Raw genomic sequence first — 23,567 nt, forward strand, 5'->3', positions numbered from 1 at the left:
GTTTTATTTGCCGTCGAGGCGGCCCAGCAGCAGGTATTCGATCAGGGCCTTCTGGATGTGCAGGCGGTTTTCCGCCTCGTCCCACACCACCGATTGCGGGCCGTCGATGACCTCGGCCGAGACTTCCTCGCCGCGGTGGGCCGGCAGGCAGTGCATGAACAGCGCGTCCGGCGCGGCGCGCGCCATCTTGGCGCTGTCCACGATCCAGCCGTCGAAGGCCTTCAGGCGTGCCGCGTTTTCCTGCTCGTAGCCCATGCTGGTCCACACGTCGGTGTTGACCAGGTGCGCGCCCTCGCAGGCATCCGACGGGTTGTCGAACAGCGTGAAGCGCTTGGTCGACACCAGCGACATGTCGATGTCGTAGCCCTTCGGCGTGGACACGTTCAGGTGGAAGCCGAACACCTCGGCCGCCTGCAGCCACGAATACAGCATGTTGTTGGCGTCGCCCACCCACGCCACCGTCTTGCCCGTGATGGGGCCGCGGTGCTCGTAGTAGGTGAAGATGTCGGCGAACACCTGGCAGGGATGGTGTTCGTTGGTCAGGCCATTGATGACGGGCACGCGCGAGTTGGCGGCGAAGCGCTCGATGATGTCCTGGCCGAAGGTGCGCACCATGATGATGTCGCACATGCGGGACATGACCTGGCCCGCGTCCTCGACGGGTTCGCCGCGGCCCAGCTGCGAGTCGCGCGTGTTCAGGTAGATGGCGGCGCCACCCAGCTGGTGCATGCCGGCCTCGAACGACAGGCGCGTGCGGGTCGAGTTCTTCTCGAACACCATCACCAGCGTGCGGTCGATCAGCGGATGATAGATCTCGTAGTTCTTGAACTTGCGCTTGATGACGTGGGCGCGTTCGATCACGTATTCGTATTCCTCCAGCGTGAAATCGGAAAACTGGAGGTAGTGCTTGATCGGTTTTTGGATAGACATGATCACTTCGGTTTTGTGCCGGGGGCACCCCGGGGGCCCAGCTTAGCGAATCAATTATATGATGTTTTTCAATAAATGGTGACCGGCTCGGCCGGGTCCGGGCTGGGCGCCACCAGCGGCAGCTCCAGGGTGAAGGCGGTGCCGCGCGGCCCGCTCGTCACGCCGATCTGGCCGCCCAGCAGCGAGGTGACGATGTTGTAGCTGATCGACAGCCCCAGCCCGCTGCCGCCCTGGCCCAGCTTGGTCGTGAAGAACGGGTCGAAGATGCGGGTCAGGTTTTCCGGGGCGATGCCGCCGCCGTTATCGTCGAACACGATGGTAACGCGCCCGTCCACGGCCGGGTGCGCCATCAGCCGGATGCGCCCGCCCTCGCGGCCGTCGAACGCGTGCAGCAGCGCATTGTTGATCAGGTTCGTGATGACCTGGCCGAACGGGCCGGGATAGCTGTCCAGCGCGATCCCGTCCGGCACCTCGACGACGATGCGGTGGCTGGAGGCGCGGATACGGTTCATCATCGTCGCCACGATCTCGTGCGTCACCTGCTGCAGGTTGAAGGTGCGGCGCTGCTCGGTGGTGCGGTCCACCGCGACCTGCTTGAAGCTGGCCACCAGGTCGGCCGCGCTGCGCAGGCCGCGCATCACCAGCTCGGACGCGCGGCGGGCGTCGGCGATGAAGGCGGTCAGTTCGGAGCGGCGCAGGCCCGGGCCGTTCAAGGTCCTCTCCAGTTCCTCGGTCTTCTGCTCCAGCGTGCTGGCGATCAGCAGGCTGTTGCCGATCGGGGTGTTCAGCTCGTGCGCCACGCCGGCCATCAGCGCGCCCAGCGCCGCTAGCTTTTCCTGCGACACCAGCGCCGACTGCGCCTCCTGCAGCTGGCGGTAGGCATGCGCGTTGTCCAGCGCGATGGCGCCGTAGGCGCACAGGGTGCGGAAGATCAGCCGTTCGCGCTCGCCGAAGGCGTGCGGCTGGGTCGACTGCACCGTGACGACGCCCAGCACGCGCTCGCCCAGCACCAGCGGCACGTACAGGGCGCTGGCGCTGGCGTCGGGCAGGGGACCGCGCACGGGTTCGGTCGCCGCATCCTGGACGTACACCTCGCTGCGCTCGCGCACGCAGCGCGCGCACCATGCCGTCGTGTGATCCAGTTCGATCCGGGTCGGCGCCATCGGCTGGCCGCCTTCCAGCGCGAACGCGGGCACCAGGGCACGCCCGCCGTCGATCAGGTAGACGGCAAACACGTGCGGCGCCAGCAAGGCCTGCACGTAGCGGTTCAGCACTTCGTACACGGCCGCCGCGTCGAGGTGGATCGTGATCTCCTGGCCGATGGCGGACAAGCGCTCCAGCGTGGCGCTGGTCTGCTGTAGCAGCTCGGCGCGGCGCGCTTCCGACATCGCCAGCTCGCGGTGGTGCATGCCTTCCGCGCGCGCCTGCTCGGTTTGCTGGTGTACCTGCATCGCAATCGCGCGGCCGGTCGCCTCCTGGCTGTGCGTCTTCTCGTGCGAGACGCTGGCCGCGCGCGCCATGTCGTAGGCGCGGCGGTAGTCTTCCAGCCGCGCGTATTCGGCCGCCAGCGCGTCGTACAGATCGCCCGGCACCGTGTAGCCGGTGATCGTCGAGGCGATCGCCAGCGCGCGGTGCAGATAGTGCAGGGTGGGGTTGGCCTCCGTCATGCCTTCCGGCGCCGGCAGCAGGTGGTGCGCGCCGGCGCGGCTGTGGATCAGCGCCAGCACGCGCAGCCCGGCGATGTGGTTGTACGTGTTGTCATGGCCGTGCGCCAGTTCGACCGCCTGTTGCGCCAGCACCAGCGCTTCGGCGGGGCGGTCCAGGAAGCACAGCGCGTGGGCCTGGCCGCGCCGCGCCACCATGCGGAAATCGGCCTGGTCCAGCACATCGGCGCGCACGGCCAGGCGCTCGAACGCATCGAGCGCGCCGGCATAATCCGCGCGTGCCAGGCACAGGTCGCCCTGGTACTGCAGCGCGATCGCGAACAGCCGGCTGGCGGCATACGGCCGCAGGATTTCCAGCGCCTCGTGCAGCAGCTCGTCGGCCGCGTCCAGCCGGCCCAAGCGGCGCACGGTGTCGGCCGTGTGCAGCAGCGCCGCGCCGATGCTGCGCGGCCAGCCGGTGGGGCGGGCCAGGTCGAGCGCGCGCTGCATCCATTCCAGCGCCGAGTGGTGATCGTTCAGGTTGGAGAATTTCTCGCCGATGTTCGAGGCGGCGATGATGGCGGCGCGCACCTGGCCGGTTTCCAGCGCGGCCTCGTAGGTGCGCAGGTAGAAGCCGGCGGCGCCGCCGAAGTCGCTGCCCTGGCTGGCGGCGATGCCGAGGAAGTCGTTGATCCAGCAGTCCAGCGCGGGCGGCACGTCGGCCGCCAGGTCGAAGCGGTCGCCCCAGCGTTCGCGCGCGCTGCCGATGTCGCGCAGCACGGCCCAGCGCGCGCTGGCCGCGTCCGCGATGGCTTCGCGTTCGGCATCGCCGGCATCGCGCGCGGCCTGGGCGCTGCGCGCCAGTTCGGCGTCGCGGTACAGGTGGTCGCCGTTGTCCACCGCGATCCAGGCGCGCAGCCAGTGCGTGTCGGCGCAGCCGGCGTGTTCGCCCAGTTCGCGGAAGGCCTGCAGCGCTTCGTCCGCCTGCGCCTGGGCTGTCTCCAGTTCGCCCATCAGCCAGGCCACCTCGGCGCGCAGCAACAGCAGGCGCGCGCGCGCCGGCCGGGCTTCGGGCGCACTGGCCAGCAGCTGCTCCGCCTCGTCGGCCAGCGCCACGGCGCGCAGGCTGTCGCGCTGGCGCAGGTGCCAGGCCAGCGGCAGCAGCACCGGCAGGCGCGCCGCGCCCTTCAGCGGCAGCAGGGCCAGCTCCCATTGTGCTACGTCGTCGTCGGTGGCGAACATGTCCATGGCGGGCCTGGCGGGAGGATAGGAAGGTCTAGTAAAGTGTCTGGGCCGACTCGTGCAGCAGCTGGCCGTACAGCTCGTGCCGCATGGGCGCGATCTTGCCGGCGCCGACGGCGTCGAGGATGGCGCATTGCGGCTCGGCCAGGTGGCGGCAGTTGTAGTACTTGCAGCCGCCGAGATACGGCGCGAAATCGCGGAAGGCCCGTTCCAGCATGCCTTCGGACAGGTGATAGAGCCCGAATTCCTGGAAGCCGGGCGAGTCGATCACGCTGGCGCCGCCGGAAAGGTGGTACAGGCGGGTAAAGGTCGTGGTGTGCTTGCCGGTGTCGAGCTTGGCCGAGATCTCGCGCGTGGCGATGTCCGCATCCGGCACCAGGAGGTTGATCAGCGATGACTTGCCCATGCCGGACTGGCCGATCAGGATCGTCGACTGGCCGTCCAGCAGCGGCGCCAGCTCGGCCACCGTGTCGTCCGGGCGCTCCTTGGCCGACACCTCGTGTACCGGGTAGCCCATCGCCGCGTACACCTTCAGCCGCGTGCGCGCCTGCTCCAGGTTGGCCGTGACGTCCACCTTGTTCAGCACCAGCCGCACGGCGATGCCGGCCGCCTCGGCGGCCACGGTCGCGCGCGACACCAGGTCGTCCGAGAAGCTCGGTTCCGTGGCGACGACGATGAACAGCTGCGTCACGTTGGCCGCCAGCAGCTTGGACTTGTACTGGTCGGAGCGGTACAACAGCGTGCGGCGTTCCTGGATCTTGTCGATCACGGCCTGGTCGGGCGACGTGAACGTGACGTCGACGATGTCGCCCACCGCCACGTTGGTCTTCTTGCCGCGGGTGACGCACTGCACGTGGCTGCCATCGACGTCGGCCAGGTAGTGGCGGCCGTGCGCCGCGATGACGATGCCGGTCTTCTGCTGCTTCATTGGGCCGCCAGGTTCAGGTGCCGGATGCGGATCGAGGCCGGCGGGTGCGAGTCGTAGAACGCCGAGTGCAGCGGATCCGGCGTCAGGGTCGAGGCATTGTCCTCGTACAGCTTGACGAGGGCCGCCACCAGGTCGGCGCGGCTGGCGTGGCGGGCCGCGAACGCGTCCGCCTCGAACTCGTGCTTGCGCGAGCCCAGCGAGGCCAGCGGCGAGAACAGGAAGGTGAACACGGGCAGCGCCAGCATGAACAGGATCAGCGCCAGCGCGTCGTTCGACTGGCCCGGCGCGATGATGGGCGAGACGCCCAGGCCGGTGTAGAACCAGACCTGGTTCTTCAGCCAGCCCAGCAAAGCGAGGAACGCCAGCGACAGCGCGAACATCATGGCGATGCGCTTGACGATGTGTTTCAGCTTGAAGTGTCCCAGCTCGTGCGCCAGCACGGCCTCGATCTCGGCCGGCGACAGGCGCGAGAGCAAGGTATCGAAGAACACAATGCGCTTGTTGGCGCCGAAGCCGGAGAAGTAGGCGTTGCCGTGCGCGCTGCGCTTGGAGCCGTCCATCACGAACAGGCCTTTCGAGGCGAAGCCCACGCGCGTCATCAGGCCTTCGATGCGGCTCTTCAGCGACTCGTCGGCCAGCGGCGTGAATTTATTGAACAGGGGCGCGATGACGGTCGGGTAGAGCACCATCACCAGCAGTTGGAAGCCGGTCCAAACCAGCCAGGCGTACAACCACCACAGCTCGCCCGCCTTGTCCATCAACACCAGGATCACCCAGACTAGGGGCAGGCCCAGTGCGGCGCCGACCAGCGTGTTCTTCACCATGTCGCCGAAGAACAGGGCCGGGGTCATCTTGTTAAAGCCGAAGCGCTGCTCCAGGCGGAACTGGCGGTAGTAGTCGAACGGCACGTCGATGGCGCCGGACACCAGCGCGAACGCTACGACCAGGCCGATCTGGTAGGCCATGCCGCCGCCGGTGGCGCCGAACACCTGCACCGACAGCCATTGCAGGCCGCCCAGCAAGGTGAAGCCGACCAGCACCGCGCTGTTGACGAGCAAGGTGACCAGGCCGAACTTGGTGCGCGCCACCGTGTAGTCGGCCGCCTTCTGGTGCGCGTCCAGCGGGATCTTCTCGGCAAATTCGGCCGGCACGGCGGCGCGGTGGCGCAGCACATGGCGGATGTGGCGCGAGGCCAGCCAGAAGCGCACCGCCAGCATCAGCGCCAGGAAGGCGACAAACAAAATCGAAAACGCGTGTGAATACATTCTATGCCTGTGAGAAAATGGCGGTCTTGTTTAGGCCAAGAGATAATTATGTCACAAGAGAACGAAACTACCGCGGGGCAAGCAGCTCCGCAGCGTCCCAACGAAATGAACCTGGTGTGGGTCGACATGGAAATGACGGGCCTGGAGCCCGACACCGACCGCATCATCGAGGTCGCCATCGTCGTCACCGACATGCACCTGAACGTGCTGGCCGAAGGCCCGGTGCTGGTGATCCACCAATCCGATGCCACGCTGGACGCGATGGATTCCTGGAACAAGGGCACGCACGGCCGTTCGGGCCTGATCGACAAGGTCAAGGCCTCCACGGTGACGGAGGAGCAGGCCGAGGCCGAGCTGATCGCGTTCATGAAGCAATGGGTACCGGCGGGTAAATCGCCGATGTGCGGCAACACGATCGGCCAGGACCGCCGCTTCATGGTGCGCTACATGCCCAAGCTGGAAGCGTTCTTCCATTACCGGAACGTGGACGTGTCGACCATCAAGGAACTGTGCCGCCGCTGGAAGCCGGAAGTGATCGCCGGCTTCAAGAAGGCGCAGAAGCACACGGCGCTGGCCGACATCCTCGAGTCGATCGAGGAGCTGAAGTACTACCGCGAGCATTTCATAAAGCTGTGATGCGCAAACCGTAAGCCGGCGGCTTGTGTGTTGCTAGCGTTGCAAGAAGTTGACGCTGGCGATGCACGCCGTCACGGCGCATGGGATAGCTGGTTATAATTTTTGCCACGCCATCCGTCGAGGAATTTCCATGCGCCCGAAAACGCTTCCCGCCGCGACCCTGCTGTGTTGCGTGCTCGTCACCGGCCATGCCCAGGCCGCACCTTACCAGCTCACCTCGCATGTCGGCGGCGTGGCGACCTACTTCAACATCGACGGCTACGGATTCCACGATCTCGTGGACGGCAGCGGCCACACCGCCTTCGACATCACCTGGCGCGCCCTGATCGATTATTCAGGCAGCGGCGACTATGCGTCGCCTGGCTATGGCGCGGTCGAGTTGACCATCGCGATCAACGGCCAGCCCGCCCAGACCAGCACGATCGAGGGCCTATTCTTCGTCGATCGCAGCAATTTCTCCAGCACGCCCGAGGCCGGCACGGCCTTCGTCACGCAAAGCCTGATCATCATGCCGATGGGGTGGGGCAATGGCCTGAGTTTCAGGCAGGCGACGGCATTTCCCCCCGACCTGGCCAGCGACCCCGGCAGCCTGCCAGCGCACGTACCGGCCGGCGCCAGCAGTGGCCGGATCGAGTACTCGCTCTACTACAGCAACGAGGAGGGGGAATTCCGCTATGGCGGCATCGACGGCCAGGTGACGGACATGTCGTTCACACTGGTGCCGGTGCCCGAGCCGGCCGGCTGGGCCATGCTCGGTGCCGGCCTGCTGCTGACCGGCGTGGTGGCGCGCCGCCGCGTGTTCCAGCGCTGAAGAATCGCAAGCAGCAAAACAGCAAAACAGCAAAACAGCAAAACAGCATTATGCATGGAGCTTGCGCGCAGCACTCCTGGCATATTTCCAGCCCATACTCACGGAGTCCGACATGTATCGAAAAGCGATAGGCCCCGTTGTCCTGCTTTCTTGTGCGCTTGTAGCCGGCTTGGCCCACGCGAGGCCATACGAGATGACGTCGCACGTCTCCGGCGTGCTCGGTAGCCGAGCGGAGCTGCAGGATTATGGCTTCAATATTGTAGGCGCTCAGGGCGACCGTTTTGACATAACTTACCGGGCCGTGGTGGATTATTCCGGTTTCGGGCAATACGGGAGCTACGGATCTATCCCCGTCGAGATCACCTTCGGACTCAACGGGTTTGAGGGCCAGACCAACACGATCATGGGCGGATTGTCCATGTATCGAACCAGGTACACGAGTGGGCCTGACGTCGGCAAAACGTACCTGAGTTTCTCTTTCGTCAGTAACTTCCTGGTGGAACCGAACCGTGGCTTCGAATTCTATCACCTGGTTGAATTCGACGGGGCATTGGCGGCCAACCCGTACAGCTTGCCCTTCAATGTGCCAGAGACAGCCAGCAGCGGGGATATGATGGCTGTCTTTTATGAACGGGGCTGGTCGGAGACGCATTACTATGGCGAGGCTGGCGGCCCAATCGACAGCATCTCTTTTTCGCTGACGCCGCTGCCGGTCCCCGAGCCGGCCGGCTGGGCCATGCTCGGTGCCGGCCTGCTGCTGACCGGCGCGGTCGCGCGCCGCCGCCGGTGCTGAAGGCGGCGGGTACCGCGCGGATTACTGCTGCTCGGCGCCGCAGCACTTCTTGAACTTCTTGCCGCTGCCGCAAGGGCAGTCGTCGTTGCGGCCCACTTTCGGCTCGTCGCGCTTGACGGTGCCGACGGCGGCCTTGCGGCGCGGTACCCAGAACTTGTGGATCGCCGGCAGGTTGGCCTCGATCGCCAGCGCCAGCTTGTGCGCTTTGACCGGGTCTTCCACTTCCGGCAATTCGTCTTCGGCGATCTCGTCCGCGCCCAGCAGGTAGATCGGGCGCATCAGGTCGGCGATCTCGGAATCGAAGATCTCGTCCCACGAGCCTTCCCGCAGCTCCATGCCTTCCCAGAAGCCCCAGCACCACGCCTCGGCGTCGATCAGCATCTGGCCTTCGTGCTCGTGCTCCACGAACAGCGGCTCGAATTCCTTCGGCGCCACTTCGAACGTGACCAGCACTTCGTTCATGAAGCGCATGATCAGGTTGAGGATGCGTTCCTCTTCCTTGCCGTTCTTGAATTTCGGCGCCTGCTTGCCGTCCTCGCCCCACACGCGCGGCAGCCACTCGGCCGGCATGATGGTTTCCGGACCGATGGCGATGGCCGTCAGGTAGCCGTGCAGGTGGTCCATCGTCATCGAATCTTCCGGGCTGCGGTCGCCCAGCAGGAATTGGTCCAGTTCGTCGAATTCTTTTTCGGAAAGGGGCTGGTCGAGTTGCATGATAGTGCCTGTTCTGTTCAAAGTAATCCGACAGTATACGCGCTGCGCCTTACAATGGCGACATGACGCAACCACCACCCGCACCATCCCATCCGTTCGCAGCGCTGGACCCCGACCGCGTGCTGGACGCCCTGGCCAGCGTTGGCCTCTTCGGCGATGGCCGCCTGCTGGCGCTGAACAGCTACGAAAACCGGGTCTACCAGGTCGGTATCGAGGACGGCAAGCCCGTCGTCGCCAAGTTCTACCGACCCGAACGCTGGAGCGACGCCGCCATCCTGGAGGAACACGCCTTCATGGCCGAGCTGCGTGAGCAGGAAATTCCCGTCGTGCCGGCCCAGGTGCTGGCCGGGCGCACGCTGCACGAGTTCGCAGGCTACCGTTTTGCCGTGTTCGACCGCCACGGCGGCCGCGCGCCCGAGCTGGACCGCCCCGAAGTGCTGGAATGGACCGGCCGCTTCATCGGCCGCATCCACGCCGTCGGCGCCGCGCGGCCATTCGCGCACCGGCCGGCGCTGGACGTGGACACGTTCGGCGTCCAGTCGCGCGACTACCTGCTGGCCGAGGGCTTCATCCCGCCCGAGCTGGTCGAGGCCTGGCGCAGCGTGGCCGACCAGGCGCTCGATGGCGTGCGGCGCTGTTACGACCGCGCCGGCGACGTGGCGCTGCTGCGCCTGCACGGCGACTGCCATGGCGGCAACGTGCTGTGGACGGATGCGGGCCCGCACTTCGTCGACTTCGACGACGCGCGCATGGGCCCGGCGGTGCAGGACCTGTGGATGATGCTGTCCGGCGAACGGGGCGACATGGTGCGCCAGCTGTCCGATATCCTGGCGGGCTACGAGGACTTCATGGAGTTCGACGCACGCCAGTTGTACCTGGTGGAAGCGCTGCGCACCTTGCGCCTGCTGCATTACGCCGCCTGGCTGGCGCGGCGCTGGGACGATCCGGCGTTTCCTGCCGCCTTCCCGTGGTTCAACACGCAACGCTATTGGCAGGATCGCATCCTGGAGCTGCGCGAACAGGTGGCGCTGATGGACGAGCCGCCGCTGTGGCCCGTCTAGCGGGGCGTTGTCGAACAGGCATGCGAGCTCAACGGGTGAATTGACGGCAAAAAGCCACTCTGCTTGAACGGTTGACTGGACTGGAGGGGATCGATAATGGCAACTCGGAAACCAAACCCGCCCACGAGACCCGACATGCAAGCATTCGCCCAACCCCCAGCCGCCGATTATTCCGCCGACCTGCCGGAAGGGGATGCCTACGACGGCGCGGGCGACGGCAGCGCACCGCAGATGGAGGCGGACCGTGGCGAAAGCGGTCGTGCCGAGACCAGCCGTGCGGAGATGGAGATGCGCGCGATCCAGCAGGCGATTGCCCGGGTCGAAGCGGAGGCCAAGGCCGCGTGCGCCGCCGAGAACCGCGCCCATGCGGAAGCGCGTGCCCGCGCGCTGGCCGAGGACAAGGCCGCGATGGACGCCGCTGCGGCCGCCGTCGCGCTGCAGAACGCCCAGGCCGCCGAACAGGTGATCGCCGCCAACCGCGAGCGCCTGGAAAGCCTGCGCGCCGCGGCCCAGGCCAGCGTGGCGCAGCTGGAAGCGGTCAAGCAGGAAACGGCCGAGCTGCGCGCCCGCGTGGAGGCCGACAACCAGATTCGCCTGGCCGCCGAACAGCGCGCCCGCGCCGAGGAGGAAAGCCGGCGCCGCGCCACCGAGCAGATGGAAGCGGAAGCGCAGCTGGCCGAGCAGGCCGCGCGCGCCGCCGACGAACTGAAAAAGCATACCGAGCAGGCCCGCATGCAGGCCGCCGAGCGCGTCGCCGCCGTGCAGGCCGCCAAAGAGGAAGTGGTGGGCATCGCCAGTGCGGATGCGCGCATGGCGACGCTGGCGCGCGAGCGCGAACGCCAGGCCTACGGCGCGCGCCAGACCGCGCAGCAACTGGTCGAGGCGGAAGCGGAAGCATTGGAAGCGACGCGCCAGCGCGAGCGGGCCGACCAGGTCGCGCTGGAATCGGCCTTCAAGCGCGCCGCCGCCGAGGTGCACGCCGCCGAGGAGGCGCGCGCGCTGGCCCACCTGGAACAGGAGCGCGAGGCGATCGCGCTGGCCAAGGCGGAATCGGACCGCAGCGCGGCCATGTCCCTGCATTTGCGCCTGCAGACGGAAAAGGAAATGCGCGACGCGGCCCAGCACCGCGAGCGCCTGGAGGCGATGGCCGCGACGACGGCGCAGGCGCGCCGTGACGCCGACGCGCGCATCCTGGCGGCGACGGAAGCGCGCATCGAAGCGGACCGCCAGCTGCACGCGGTGGCACAAGCCCGCGCCGATGCCGAGCAGCAGGCCCAGGTCGAGACGCAAGCCCGCGTCGAGGCGGAAACCGTCGCTACGGAAGCGGCGCGCCAGCGTCGCGTGGCCGAACAGGCCGCCGCCGAAGCCGCCCGGGCCGACGCGGAAGAGCACCAGCGTGCCACCGTCATTGCGGAAGAGCAGGCGCGCCAGCGCCAGGCCGCCGTCGATCTGGTCAAGGCGCGCAACGAGGCCGAGGCACGCGAACTGGTGGCGCTGACCGAACAGGCGGCCGCCCAAGAGGCGGCCAACGCCATCGCCCAGGAGAAGGCCGAGCACGCGGCACGGCTGCTGGCGGCCGAGCAAGCCCGGGCGGCGGCCGAGCGCGCCGCCATCGAGGCGCTGAAGGCGCGCCTGGCGGAAGAGGAGCGGGCCACGGCGGCAGCCGAGGCGCGCGCCGCGGCGGAACGCGAGCAGGCCGAGGCCTTTGCCCGCAACGCGGCAGCCGATGCGCTGCGCCAGCAGGCCGTGCAGGAAGAAGCGGCGGCGCTGCGCGCGCTGGCCGAGCAGAACGAAGTGGAAGCACGCCAGAAGCAATTGGCAGCGCAGGCCGCCACGGCGCAGGCGCGCCTGGCGGTGGAGCTGTCGGAAGTGCACAAGGAACGCGCCCGCGCCGAGCAGGACAAGGCGGCCGCCGCCGAGGCGCTGCTGCAGGCCGAGCGCGAGTACGTGGAGAAGGAACGCCAGGGCCAGGCGCTGCTGGCCGCGCGTCTGGCGCAGGAGCAGGCCGCCGCCGCGGCGGAAGAGCGTGCCGCGCGCGCCATCGAAAGCCGGCTGGCGGCGCAGGCCGAGGCCGTGCGGGCGGCCGAGGAGCGGGCGCTGGCGGAAGAACAGGAAGCGGACGCGGCGCGCCAGCTGGCGCAGGCCGAACGGGAAGCCGCCGCTGCCGCGCAGGACAAGGCGGCGCGCCAGCAGGCCCTGATGGCCACGGCACAGGCCCACGCGGCGTTGCAGCGCAAGGCGGCCGATGCGGCGCAGTTGTTGCTGGTGGCGAAGCGGAAGTTGCTGGAAGCCGACGGCGGCGTGTGAGGTTTTGGGGACTGTCCCTTCGGGACTGTCCCCGGTTTTCATCCGCGACTCGAACGATAGCGATTAAAACCGGGGTCAGTCCCCGATGGGGACAGACCCCAAGACCGTAACGCTAAAGGCGTAGCGATTACTGCACCGTCACCTTCTCGACGTAATACTCGCTCTCGCCGAAGCAATTGGTCGGCACGCCCTTGTGCTGGGCGTACGACAGGTTGACGCGCTTGCCCATCGCCGCGCTCAGCTGCGCGGCGATGGCCTCGTCGCGCACGCTGAACTCGAATTTCTCCGGAATCGCGCCTGGCATCGAGGTCAGCAGGATCTCGCCTTCCCAGGTCTTGCAGATCCAGCCCCGTTTCGAGAATTTCTGCAGGAAGCCGGCCCGTTCGCCTTCCGAGTACGAGAAGTTGAGCGTGACCATGGCCCAGGCCCACAAGGCGAGGGCGACGGCCACGACGAGGCCGATCAGGATGAGGACGAGGCGCGAGGAGCGGGTCATAGGCTGGGCCGTGAGTTGAAAGCCGTGATATTACTGCATCACGCCACGGCCGTGCGCGCCTCGCGGCGGTACTTCAGCGAAGAGTACAGCGACACCACGATGAACGCCACGCCGGACAGCCCGGTGAACCATTCCGGGATGTGGTACTTGACGCTGGCGAACATGATCACGGCCAGGATGCCGATGGCCCAGTGGGCGCCGTGCTCCAGGTAGACGAATTCGTCCAGCGTGCCCTTGTGCACCAGGTAGACGGTCAGCGACCGCACGTACATGGCGCCGATGGCCAGCCCCAGCATGATGATCACGACGTCGCTGGTGATGGCGAAGGCGCCGATCACGCCGTCGAAGCTGAACGACGCGTCCAGTACTTCCAGGTACAGGAAGCCGCCGATGCTGCCGCGCTGGACCGCCTTGCCCAGCTCGCCATCGTGTTCCTCTTCTTCCAGCAGGCTGGACAGCCAGCCCACCGCGACGTAGATGGCGATGCCGACCACGCCGGCATACAGTACGGAGAAGCGCTTGACCTCGGGCACCATCTCAACGGCGACGCACACCGCCACCAGCGCCAGCAGGATCGCCAGCCCCTCCGTGCCCACCTTGCCGGCTTTCTTCTCGATCCACTCGATCCAGTGCAGGTCTTTTTCCTCGTCGAACAGGAAGTTGAGGAAGACCAGCAGCAGGAACGAGCCGCCGAACGCGGCCACCTCCTCGTGCACGGCCATCAGGTGGCGCGAGTACTCCTGCGGCGTGGTCGTCGCCATGGTCCAGACCTCGGACAGGCCCTGGTCCGTGGCGACCCCCACGATCGCCAGCGGGAAGACCAGGCGCATGCCGAACACGGCCACCAGGATGCCCACCGTCAGGAACAGCTTTTGCCAGAACGCGTTCCAGTCCTTCAATACGGAAGCGTTGACGACCGCATTGTCGAACGACAGCGACACCTCCATCACGCCCAGAACGGCGGTAATCCACAGCGCCGTCAGCGCTCCCTTGACGCCGCCATGGCTGTAGCCCCACCAGCCGCCCAGCACCATCAACACGACGGTGACGAGAATCGAAATACGGAAATGCTTCATGAATGGCTTCCCCTTGCTGTCTTGTTATCGGCAGGCCGATTCTACTTGACCTGCTTTTGCCGGGGAGCCGGCTTCTGCGATAATGGCGGATTGACAATCTGGACTTACCATGGACATCGCATATCTCGTCACGCCTTTGCTCACCTGGATCACCGTCGGCCCGATCAAGTTCCTGATCAACAGCATCAAGGCGCGGCAATGGGCGTTCAATCTCGTCGGCAACGGCGGTTTCCCCAGCAACCACAGCGCCGTCGTATCCAGCATGGCGACCCTGATCGCGCTGCGCGAAGGCATCGGCCACCCGGCGTTCGGCGTGGCCGTCGCGCTGTGCTTCATCGTGATCATCGACGCCAACAGCCTGCGCCAGCACGTCGGCCGTCAGGCCGCCGCCATCAACCGCCTGGCGGGCAAGGTGGTGGACGATGCGCCCGGCCACCAGCACCTGCGCGAACGGATGGGCCACACGGTGGTGGAAATCCTGGGCGGCCTGGCCACCGGCATCGCCATCGGCCACATCGTCTACGCACTGTTCCCCCGCGGCTGAGCCAGCCGCCTCCGGGGCAGCCGCGCCTGCCCCGTCCCCCGATTCCGCCACGCTGGCGTCCAGTCGCCCAATTCTGCAGTCCAGCCACAAAATCGGACGTTTCGTCACGCCGTGAATTGACCTTCGCCCCCCGCTCGGGGATACTCTTCGGCTGTTATCCTGATAACAAAAGTGTCCGTTTTTTACGGCCGAGCCGAAGCGCCGACGCCATCGATAATAAAAGCAAGCAGTAACGTCTGAAGCAGTCCAAAACTTCTCGGAGATCCTCTATGTTGCGCAATACCTTTACAGCCATCGCCATCGCCGCGGCACTCGTTGCCTGCGGCAAGCCGGACGGCGCCAACCCGGCGGGCGGGCCCGAAGCCGCCGCCAAGGATGGCAAGGGCGACGGCAAGAAGCAGGCCAGGCTGCTGATCGCGCCGGAGGATCTGCTGACCGTGCAGTCGAACGCGCTGGCGTCCGGCCCCGTGATCACGGGTTCGATCCAGCCGGAGCGCAAGGCCGACCTGCGCGCCGAGGTGGGCGCCGTCGTGCTGCAGGTGCTGAAGGAAAACGGCGAAGCCGTGCGCAAGGGCGACCTGCTGGTGCGGCTGGACGAGACGTCGATCCGCGACAGCGTCACGTCGGCCGAGGAAGCGGTGCGCTCGGCGCGCCAGGTGCTGGACCAGGCCGAACGCATGCTGGAACGTAACAAGACGCTGCGCACATCCGGCATGACGTCGATGCAGGCGCTGGAAGATGCCGAGGTGCGCCGCAACAGCGCGCAAAGCGAGCTGGTCGCGGCCAGGGCGCGTCTGGCCCAGGCCCGCCAGCAGCTCGAGCGCACCAACGTGCGGGCGCCGTTCGACGGCATCGTTTCCGAGCGCAAGGTGTCCAGCGGCGATACGGCGCAGATCGGCAAGGAGCTGATCAAGGTGATCGATCCAGGCAGCATGCGCTTCGAGGGCCTGGTTTCGGCCGACAAGATCGGCGTCGTCAAGGTCGGCCAGGGCGTGCTGTTCCGCGTCAACGGCTATCCGGGCCAGAGTTTCCAGGGCCGCGTCAAGCGCGTCGATCCGGCCGCCAACCCGGTCACGCGCCAGGTCGAGGTGCTGGTCGAGTTCGCCGACAAGCTGCAGCCTCGCGTGGCCGGCCTGTATGCGGAGGGACGTGTCGAGGCTCAAACGTCGAGCGCGCTGATGATCCCTGCCTCGGCGATGGTGCAGGCGGGCGACAGCAGCTACGTGTGGAAGATCAAGGACAACAAGCTGGCCAAGACCAACCTGGCGCTGGGCGCGCGCGACGAACGCACCGGCATGTGGCAGGTGACCAGCGGGCTGGCAGCCGGCGACCTGTTGCTGCGCACGCCCGGCTCGACCGTGCACGACGGCCAGGCCGTCCAGCTGACGGCGCCGAAGAACGTGGCGTCGGCCGCCCAGCCAGCCGCCGCAAGCAAGGGAAACTGATATGTTCCTGTCCAATTTCAGTGTCAAGCGGCCCATCGCGACGGTCGTGCTGATCATCGCGATGATGTGCCTGGGCCTCTTGGCCCTGAGCAAGCTGCGCGTCAACCAGAACCCCGACGTGGAGTTCCCGCTGATCGTCGTGTCGATCCCGTATCCCGGCGCCTCGCCCGAGACGGCCGAGCGCGAGATCACCAACCGCCTGGAGAAATCGCTGCAGAGCATCTCCGGCGTTAACGAGCTGACCAGCACGTCGGCCGAGGGCTCGGCCACGATCGTCATGCGCTTCAACTTCGGCAAGAACCTGATCGAGGCGTCGGACGAGATCCGCAACGCCATCGCGGCGGTGCGTTACAAGCTGCCAGTCGAGATGCGCGAGCCGATCCTGCAGCGCATCGATCCGTCGGCCCAGCCGATCATGCAGTTGTCGCTGTCGTCCAGGACGCAAAGCCATGCGGCCATTTCGCGCCTGGCCGAGGACGTGCTGGCCGACAAGTTCCGCGCCATCGATGGCGTCGCCACTGTCAGCGTGGACGGTTCGCTGCGGCGCGAGCTGTCCGTGCTGCTGAGCGCGGAGAAGCTGCGCGAGTACAACGTCTCCGTCAGCGACGTGACCAACGCGCTGCGCATGCAGAATACCAATGCGCCGGTGGGCAAGCTGCGCGGCACCCTGGAAGAGAAGAGCATCCGCCTGGTGGGCCGCATCGAACGGCCGGAAGACTTCCAGCAGGTGGTCGTCAAGCGCAACGGCGACGAGCTGGTGCGGCTGGCCCAGGTGGCCACGATCGAGGACGGTTTCGCGGAGAGCAACAGCGTATCGATGCGTTCCGGCCAGCCCAACGTGGGCATCTCGATCATCCGCTCGCGCGACGCCTCCACGGTGGCGGTCGCCAAGCGGGTGCACGAGGTCGTCAAGGAACTCAAGGGCACGCTGCCGGCGGGGACCTCGCTGGAGGTCACGGATGACCAGGGCGAGGATGCGCAAAGCAGCCTGAACAACGTGATCGAGGCGCTGGTGCTGGGTGCCGGCCTGACCATCTTCGTGGTCTACGCCTTCCTCAACTCGTGGCGCTCGACCTTGATCACGGCGCTGTCGCTGCCCACCTCCGTCATCGCCGCGTTCGTCGGCGTGTGGCTGTGCGGCTTCACGCTGAACTTCATGACCCTCTTGGGCCTGTCGCTGGCCATCGGCGTGCTGATCGACGACGCCATCGTGGTGCGGGAAAACATCGTGCGGCATATGCAGATGGGCGCCGACCGCCGCACGGCCGCGCTGAACGGCACGGCCGAGATCGGCATGGCCGTGGCCGCCACGACGTTCTCGATCATGGCCGTGTTCATCCCGGTCGCGTTCATGCCCGGCATCACGGGCGAATGGTTCCGGCCGTTCGCATTGACGGTGACGTGCTCGGTGGCCGTGTCGCTGTTCATCTCGTTTACGCTGGACCCGATGCTGTCGGCCTTCTGGGGCGACCCACCCAACCACCATGACGCGCCGCGCAAGGGTTTCGAGAAGTACCTGCAGCGCTTCAATCACTGGTTCGACCGCCAGGCCGACCGCTACGGCAACGTGATCGAGTGGGCACTGCACCACCGCCGCTGGATGGCGTTCATCGCGATCGCCAGCTTCGTCGGCGCGATCGCCCTGCAGGCCAAGTTCGGCGGCGCCAGCTTCGTACCGAAAGCGGACTTCGGCACGATCATGATCGATGTGCGCACGCCGTCGTCGTCCAGCCTGGATTATTCGCGCATGAAGGTGCTCAAGGCGGACGAGCTGGCCCGCACGCTGAAGGAAACCAAGGAAACCAATGCGTCGGTCAACCTGACGGGCGGCCGCGTCTACGTCAATATCGGCAAGAAGCACGAGCGCGACCGCAGTGCCGACGAAGTGGCCCAGGAGCTGCGCGAGAAGCTGGCACAGCTGGTGGGCGCCGAGTATACGGTGCTGGACGACCTCAGCAACAACGCCCGCAAGCCCGTGCAGATCGAATTCACCGGCACCGATTCGCGCAAGCTGATGGAGCTGACCAACCGCTTCATGGAAGAGCTCAAGCAGGTCAAGGGCGCGGTCGACGTCAGCCTGTCCGAGCTGGACCCGAAGGACGAGCTGCAGATCGAACTGAACCGCGGCCTGGCCAATTCGATGGGCATCGCCGCCGGCGACGCGGCCGCCGCGCTGCGCGTCGCGTTTGCCGGCATCGAGGTGGGCGACTGGGTCGACCCGACCGGCGAGACGCGCGACGTGGCCGTGCGCCTGGCGCCGGAAGACCGCAAGGCGGCCGAGAACATCGAGCGCCTGCCGATCGCCGTGGCCGGCACCAACCAGATGGTCCCGCTGGACCAGATCGCCACGATCACGATGGGCAAGGGCCCGTCCACGATCAAGCACAAGGACGGCAAGCGCATCATTTCCGTCTCGGCCAACGTCGAGGGCCGCTCGCCGGGCGAGGTCACGGCCGATGCGATGAAGCTGGCCAAGGCAATGGACTTCCCGCCCGGCTATGGCCTGGCGCTGGGCGGCTCCGGCAAGGACATGCAGGAAGTCTTCACGCAGATGGCCATCGCGCTGGTATCGGGCGTGGGCCTGATGTACCTGATCCTGGTGATGCAGTTCGGCTCGTTCACGGCACCGGGCGCCGTGATGCTGTCGCTGCCGTTGTCGCTGATCGGCGTCGTCGGCGGGCTGCTGCTGACGAACAACACGATCAACCTGATGAGCCTGATCGGCGTCATCATGCTGATGGGCCTGGTGGCGAAGAACGCGATCCTGCTGCTGGACGCGGCGCGCAAGCGCGAGGAAGAGGGCTACGGCCGCGAGGACGCGCTGATGTATGCCGGCCGCATGCGCCTGCGCCCGATCCTGATGACGACGTTCGCGCTGATCGCCGGCATGCTGCCCGTCGCCATCGGCGCGGGCGAGGGCGGCGAGTTCTACCGTCCGCTGGCCATCGCGATCATCGGCGGCACGATCACGTCCACCTTGCTGACGCTCTTGATGGTGCCGACGTTCTACGACAGCATCGAGATCACCCGCGACCGCATGGTGGCCAAGTTCGGCCGCCGCGCCGAGCGCTGGAACGTGGCCGTGGCCAGCGTGCTGACGGCGATCGAGGTGATCCTGGCGCTGACCTTGATCCGCCTGGTCTACCGCTTGCTCAAGGCACTGGTGATGAAGCTGACGGGACGGCGCCGCCGGCCCGCCCCACCGCTGGCGAAAGCTGCCTGACCGGCTTGCCCGTCGGCAGCATCAGCCGAACAATGTTCGACAAAGGCCGCTTCCCGCGGCCTTTTTTTGGCCGTCCGACGCCCGGCGGGTAGCGATTTGACAGCGTTGTTGACACGTGACATGTTGCTATGCACAAATAGCACACTCGTATCAAAACTTCCAGAGCTGTAGTATGCTTCGCCCCTCGTGGCCCATCTTTCGCCGGGCTGCGTGACGAAATAGCAATAAGACAGCAACGAATCAGATAACTATAGATAGTGAGACTCAAGTGACCCCAAAATACCTGACCCTGATCATCGCCGCGGCGCTGTCCGCCGCGTCCGTCTCCGCCCACGCTTCCGGCTACCGTTTCGGTTCCCAGAGCGTGTCGTCGCAAGGTACCGCCGAAGCCAATGGCGCCGAAGCCGCCGACGCTTCCACCGTGTTCGCCAACCCGGCCGGCATGGCACGCCTGGACGGCCGCCAGCTGATGGGCGGCGTGACCGCCGTCGTGCCGCATTCGACCTTCAACGACAACGGCTCGACCCGCTTCACGGGCACGCCGACCGGCGGCCTGACGTCGCAGGACGATTTCGTGCCGAAGGCGGTGGCGGCACCGTCGCTGTACTACACGCAGAAGGTGAACGACCAGTGGAGCGCCGGCATGGGCGTGTTCGTCCCGTACGGCACCAACCTGAGCTATGACTGGAACTGGTCCGGCCGCTACGCGCTGACCAATATCAAGCTGGTGTCGGTCACGCTCAATCCTTCGGTCTCGTTCAAGCCGAACGAACACCACGCCTTCGGTTTCGGCCTGAACGCAGAGTTCATGAAGGCCAAGCTGGGCCAGGGCGTGGACGTGCCAGGTTCGGTCGCGGCTGCCCGGGCAACGGGTTCGAGCGCGGCGCTGCTGCGCGCGATCGTGGCCGCCGGCGGCAACCCGGCCGTGCTGGCATCGGTGAATGACGCGCACGCCAGCGTGGACGGCAAGGACTGGGGCTTCGGCTGGAACGTCGGCTACATGTACATGCCGACCGAGAACACCCGCTTCGGTATCGCCTACCGTTCGTCCATCAAGCACGAGCTGAAAGGCGGCGCGGATTGGGACTTTTCCGGCGTGACGGCCGACCAGAAGGTCAACGCCGTGCTGCAGTCGGTCTCGCACCACGTGGATTCGGATGCCCTGGTCGAACTGCGTACGCCCGAGACGCTGTCCATCAACGGCTTCCACCAGTTCAACGACAAGTGGGCGGGCATGTTCGACGTGACCTGGACCAAGAACTCGCGCATGCAGAACATCAACATCCAGTTCCCGGGCACGGAATCGGGTGACGAGGTGATCCGCCAGCAGTGGAAGAACACCGTGCGCGTGGCGCTCGGCGCGAATTACAAGCTGAACGACGCGGTCACGCTGCGTGGCGGTATCGCCCACGACGACGCGCCGGTGCGCAACGAAACGCTGCGCCACGCCGCGCTGCCGGATGCCGACCGCCTGCAACTGTCGTTCGGCGCCAACTGGAAGGTTTCGCCGAATTCCTCGATCGACCTGGCCTACAGCTACCTGGACTTCAAGGAAGCCCGCGGCAGCTACGCCAACAACTGCCGTCCCGGCCTGACGGCCTGCACGGGCAACGGCGAGACCGTACGCGGCACGTGGAACACCCACCTGCAACTGGTCGGCCTGGCCTACAACTACAAGTTCTGATTCCGGAACACCTAGGAAAAAGCCGGCGCTCCGCGAGGAGCGCCGGCTTTTTTCATTGCCGTGGCGGCGCCCGCGGGCGCCGCTGGTCCGCTTAGCGGCCGGTGGTGCCGCCGGCCGGGGTCGTGGCGCCTTCCTGGGTGCCGGCCGTGCCCGCGCCGGTGGTGCCGGTCGCGCCCGTGCCGGAGGTGGTGCCTGCCGGCGGCGTGGTCGCGCCGCTGGTCGCGCCCGTGCCCGTCGCGCCCATGTCGCCGGTCGCACCGGTGGTGCCGCCGGTGGTGCCGGCCGCGCCGCCCGTTGCGCCGCTGTCGGTCGCGCCGGTGCCGCCCGTGGTGCCGGTCGCGCCGGTGCCCGAGGTGCCGGCGTCAGGCGTGGTGCCGGTGGCGCCCGTGGTGCCGCCGCTCGTTGCCGCCGGCGAACCGGTGTCGGCCGGTGGCTGGTCGGCATTGCGGTCCTTGCAGGCGCCCAGCAGTGCGGCGGACAGGGCTGCGGTCAGAATCATCGCGGTGGTTTTGCTCAAGGTTTTCATGTCGACTCCTTTTCCAAAGTGGTGGGATGGACGATGCTTCTATCGCCGACAACGCAAAGCTGCGGTGTCGATCGACTCTTCATGCCGTGCCGTTGTTGCTGATACTGCTGGCACGGTAGCAGCCTTGCTTGCAGCAGGCTGCGTCGCCGGTGCCGGGCGCTGTTCGCGTGACCGGGCCGGCGCGGGATTGCTCCTACGCGGCACATCGCTTTCCACTGCCGCCGTGGCAAACACCTCGATACTATGGACCGTGCGCAGGGGCGTCCGTTCGCTTGCGCACATCTCCATCATGTTTTTTGCATTTCAGGCCGGTGCCAGCGTACGCAGCAGGCCCGGCACCTCGGCCGAAATCTCGCGCGCCAGGTAGCCCAGCACACCATACTTGATGGACAGCTGCTCGCCGGCGGACGCGTGCAGCGCCACGCCCCAGGCCGCGGCCTGCTCCAGGCTGGCGCCGCGTGCCGCCAGCCCGACGATGATGCCGGCCAGCGCGTCGCCCGAGCCGGAGATCGCCAGGCCGATATTGCCGCCCTCGTGGCGCCAGTGCTGCCCGCCTGGCGCCGCGATGACGGTCGTTGCGCCTTTCAGCGCCACGACGGCGTTCCAGCGCCGCGCCGCCGCCAGCGCCGCAGCCTCCGGGGCGGCCGCCAGGTCGTCCTTGTCCTGGTCGGTCAGATGCGCCAGTTCCCCTGCGTGCGGCGTCAGCAGCACGGGTTCGGCGAAGCGGAAGTGCGCCATGTCCTTCGGCTCGTCCAGCAGGTGCGCCTCGCCGGCCATGCGCACGGCGGCCATCGCGCAGGCGTCGAGCACGATGGCGGTGCCGGCAAAGCGGGGCAGCAGGGCATGCACCAGTTCGGCAGTCGCCGCTTCGTCCTGCATGCCGGGGCCGACCAGCAGCGCGCCCGCCTTGCCGGCCAGTTCGCCCAGCTTGCGGGCCGCTTCCAGCGTGAAGCCGCCGTTCGCGGTCTCGGCCAGGCCGATCACGCGTGCCTCGGGAATCGCCATGCCGACCAGCGGGGCCACGCTGGCGGCGGTGGCGACGGTCAGCTTGCCCGCGCCGGCGCGCAGCGCGGCCGTGGCGGCCAGCATGACGGCGCCGGGCATCTCGCGCGCGCCGCCCACGATCAGCACGTGGCCGCGCACTTCCTTGTCGCCGTCGAACGAAGGCTGCGGCAAAGGCCAGTCGCGCAGGGTGCGCGCGGTGATATCGGTGCCGCCGTCAGTGGCGGCATGCATCGGTTTGCTCATGGCGATCCTTATGATTTGGGCGCGGCGGGCTGGTCCTTGCCGGCCGTGACCGGTACGCCGGTCTGCGTCAGCGGTGCAACGAAGTTGGCCATTTGCAGCACCAGCTTGCCGCGCTTGCCGGCAGCGGGGTCGAAGGCATAGGCGGTGACGCCGCAGTTGGGCACGTCGCCGGCCCGGTCGGTTTCCAGGATCTTCCGCTCGTCCATCCGTTCCAGCAGGTAGCGCAGGCAGTTGACGATGACCTGGTGGCCGACGATCAGCACGCGTTCGCCGCGGTATTCGCGGGTGATGGTGTCGAGCACGCTGCGCAGGCGCAGGATGACGTCGCACCAGCTCTCGCCCCCTGGCGGGCGGAAATAGAACTTGCCCACGTGGCGGCGCTGCTCGTGCAACTCGGGGTATTTGTCGGCGATGCCCAGCGGTGTCAGGCGGTCGATGATGCCGAATTCCTTCTCGCGCAGGCGCTCGTCGGCGACGACCGTCAGCAACTGCTCACGGTCGAGCTTGTTGACCACCGTCATGGCTGTTTCGCGTGCCCGCACGTAAGGCGAGAACAGCACGACGTTGGGGCGCTGCTCCGGCGCCATCGCGCAGAACCAGTCCGCCAGCGCCTCGGCCTGGCGGCTGCCGAGCTCGGACAGCGGGACGTCCATGTCGCGTTCGGCGATGTCGATGAGAAACTGAGAAGCGGCTTCCGCCGCCTCACGCGCCACGTTGCCGGCGCTCTGGCCGTGCCGCACTACCCAGATTTGTTGGGGCCATTTCTGTTCCATGGGAGTTCGTCGTCGTGATTCGGTGTGCGAATACTAGACGAAAGCGCAAAACGGTGGCGCAAGCGTAACCCGGGTGCGCGATGTTGGGGTCATGGTGCCGGCTGGCAGGCCGGCACCGCTGCGCAGGCGAGGAGCGGTGCTCCTCGAAACCCCTGCTGCGCTCCGCAGGGGACTGACCCCGAAGTTGGTTTCGGTAGCGGTCTGCTGGCAAACTTCGGGGTC

The 23,567-nt window shown here is 66.9% G+C and carries 19 protein-coding genes; 9 read left to right on the forward strand and 10 right to left on the reverse strand.

What is annotated here, in order from left to right; genetic code table 11:
- Positions 1-3: 3 nt before the first annotated feature.
- The 4 genes from argF to E7V67_007390 form a co-directional block, all read right to left on the reverse strand.
- Entirely contained in the window at positions 4-930 is a 927-nt protein-coding gene (gene argF / locus E7V67_007375; GenBank protein ID WUR14921.1) for an ornithine carbamoyltransferase, read from the reverse strand.
- 68 nt (positions 931-998) lie between these two features.
- The gene (locus E7V67_007380; GenBank protein ID WUR14922.1) at positions 999-3,821 is read right to left on the reverse strand and encodes an ATP-binding protein; all 2,823 of its coding nucleotides are present in this window, start codon (positions 3,819-3,821) and stop codon (positions 999-1,001) included.
- A 28-nt stretch (positions 3,822-3,849) separates the two neighbouring features.
- Positions 3,850-4,743: a ribosome small subunit-dependent GTPase A gene (gene rsgA / locus E7V67_007385; protein ID WUR14923.1), complete on the reverse strand. Its 894-nt coding sequence runs from the start codon at positions 4,741-4,743 to the stop codon at positions 3,850-3,852.
- Positions 4,740-6,008: a M48 family metallopeptidase gene (locus E7V67_007390; GenBank protein ID WUR14924.1), complete on the reverse strand. Its 1,269-nt coding sequence runs from the start codon at positions 6,006-6,008 to the stop codon at positions 4,740-4,742. Before E7V67_007390 ends, rsgA begins: the two co-directional genes overlap by 4 nt.
- 48 nt (positions 6,009-6,056) lie before the next feature.
- Between E7V67_007390 and orn the strand changes: the two genes are divergently transcribed.
- The 3 genes from orn to E7V67_007405 all read left to right on the forward strand — a co-directional run bounded on the left by orn (position 6,057) and on the right by E7V67_007405 (position 8,248).
- Entirely contained in the window at positions 6,057-6,644 is a 588-nt protein-coding gene (gene orn / locus E7V67_007395; protein ID WUR14925.1) for an oligoribonuclease, read from the forward strand.
- A gap of 130 nt (positions 6,645-6,774) precedes the next feature.
- Entirely contained in the window at positions 6,775-7,455 is a 681-nt protein-coding gene (locus tag E7V67_007400; GenBank protein WUR14926.1) for a PEP-CTERM sorting domain-containing protein, read from the forward strand.
- A gap of 193 nt (positions 7,456-7,648) precedes the next feature.
- Complete coding sequence (locus E7V67_007405; GenBank protein ID WUR14927.1) at positions 7,649-8,248, forward strand: PEP-CTERM sorting domain-containing protein; 600 nt, start codon at positions 7,649-7,651, stop codon at positions 8,246-8,248.
- 21 nt (positions 8,249-8,269) lie between these two features.
- Here E7V67_007405 and E7V67_007410 read toward each other — a convergent pair whose 3' ends face one another.
- Positions 8,270-8,962 carry a UPF0149 family protein gene (locus tag E7V67_007410; protein WUR14928.1) on the reverse strand — a complete coding sequence of 231 codons (693 nt, stop codon included), beginning with the start codon at positions 8,960-8,962 and terminating at the stop codon, positions 8,270-8,272.
- 62 nt (positions 8,963-9,024) lie between these two features.
- On the opposite strand from E7V67_007410, the gene E7V67_007415 reads away from it, so the two are divergent.
- Both E7V67_007415 and E7V67_007420 read left to right on the forward strand, forming a co-directional pair.
- Positions 9,025-10,023 (forward strand): serine/threonine protein kinase, encoded by a 999-nt coding sequence (locus E7V67_007415; GenBank protein WUR14929.1) that lies wholly within the window; start codon positions 9,025-9,027, stop codon positions 10,021-10,023.
- A 135-nt stretch (positions 10,024-10,158) separates the two neighbouring features.
- Positions 10,159-12,330 (forward strand): hypothetical protein, encoded by a 2,172-nt coding sequence (locus tag E7V67_007420; GenBank protein WUR14930.1) that lies wholly within the window; start codon positions 10,159-10,161, stop codon positions 12,328-12,330.
- Positions 12,331-12,457: 127 nt separating this feature from the next.
- Here E7V67_007420 and E7V67_007425 read toward each other — a convergent pair whose 3' ends face one another.
- Entirely contained in the window at positions 12,458-12,826 is a 369-nt protein-coding gene (locus E7V67_007425; GenBank protein ID WUR14931.1) for a hypothetical protein, read from the reverse strand.
- Positions 12,827-12,864: 38 nt separating this feature from the next.
- Positions 12,865-13,902 (reverse strand): DUF475 domain-containing protein, encoded by a 1,038-nt coding sequence (locus tag E7V67_007430; GenBank protein WUR14932.1) that lies wholly within the window; start codon positions 13,900-13,902, stop codon positions 12,865-12,867.
- A gap of 109 nt (positions 13,903-14,011) precedes the next feature.
- Between E7V67_007430 and E7V67_007435 the strand changes: the two genes are divergently transcribed.
- The 4 genes from E7V67_007435 to E7V67_007450 all read left to right on the forward strand — a co-directional run bounded on the left by E7V67_007435 (position 14,012) and on the right by E7V67_007450 (position 20,798).
- Complete coding sequence (locus E7V67_007435; protein ID WUR14933.1) at positions 14,012-14,446, forward strand: divergent PAP2 family protein; 435 nt, start codon at positions 14,012-14,014, stop codon at positions 14,444-14,446.
- A gap of 269 nt (positions 14,447-14,715) precedes the next feature.
- Positions 14,716-15,891 (forward strand): efflux RND transporter periplasmic adaptor subunit, encoded by a 1,176-nt coding sequence (locus E7V67_007440; GenBank protein ID WUR14934.1) that lies wholly within the window; start codon positions 14,716-14,718, stop codon positions 15,889-15,891.
- Between the two features lies 1 nt (position 15,892).
- The gene (locus tag E7V67_007445; protein WUR14935.1) at positions 15,893-19,114 is read left to right on the forward strand and encodes an efflux RND transporter permease subunit; all 3,222 of its coding nucleotides are present in this window, start codon (positions 15,893-15,895) and stop codon (positions 19,112-19,114) included.
- A gap of 268 nt (positions 19,115-19,382) precedes the next feature.
- On the forward strand, positions 19,383-20,798 hold the full coding sequence (locus tag E7V67_007450) for an outer membrane protein transport protein (GenBank protein ID WUR14936.1): 1,416 nt from the start codon (positions 19,383-19,385) through the stop codon (positions 20,796-20,798).
- 91 nt (positions 20,799-20,889) lie between these two features.
- On the opposite strand, the gene E7V67_007455 is transcribed toward E7V67_007450, so the two are convergent.
- The 3 genes from E7V67_007455 to E7V67_007465 all read right to left on the reverse strand — a co-directional run bounded on the left by E7V67_007455 (position 20,890) and on the right by E7V67_007465 (position 23,345).
- On the reverse strand, positions 20,890-21,324 hold the full coding sequence (locus E7V67_007455; protein ID WUR14937.1) for a hypothetical protein: 435 nt from the start codon (positions 21,322-21,324) through the stop codon (positions 20,890-20,892).
- Between the two features lie 303 nt (positions 21,325-21,627).
- Entirely contained in the window at positions 21,628-22,572 is a 945-nt protein-coding gene (locus tag E7V67_007460) for an NAD(P)H-hydrate dehydratase (protein ID WUR14938.1), read from the reverse strand.
- 8 nt (positions 22,573-22,580) lie between these two features.
- The gene (locus tag E7V67_007465; GenBank protein WUR14939.1) at positions 22,581-23,345 is read right to left on the reverse strand and encodes a histidine phosphatase family protein; all 765 of its coding nucleotides are present in this window, start codon (positions 23,343-23,345) and stop codon (positions 22,581-22,583) included.
- Positions 23,346-23,567 lie beyond the last annotated feature (222 nt).

The organism is [Empedobacter] haloabium, from assembly GCA_008011715.2.
GTDB classification, from domain to species: domain Bacteria; phylum Pseudomonadota; class Gammaproteobacteria; order Burkholderiales; family Burkholderiaceae_D; genus Rugamonas; species Rugamonas haloabia.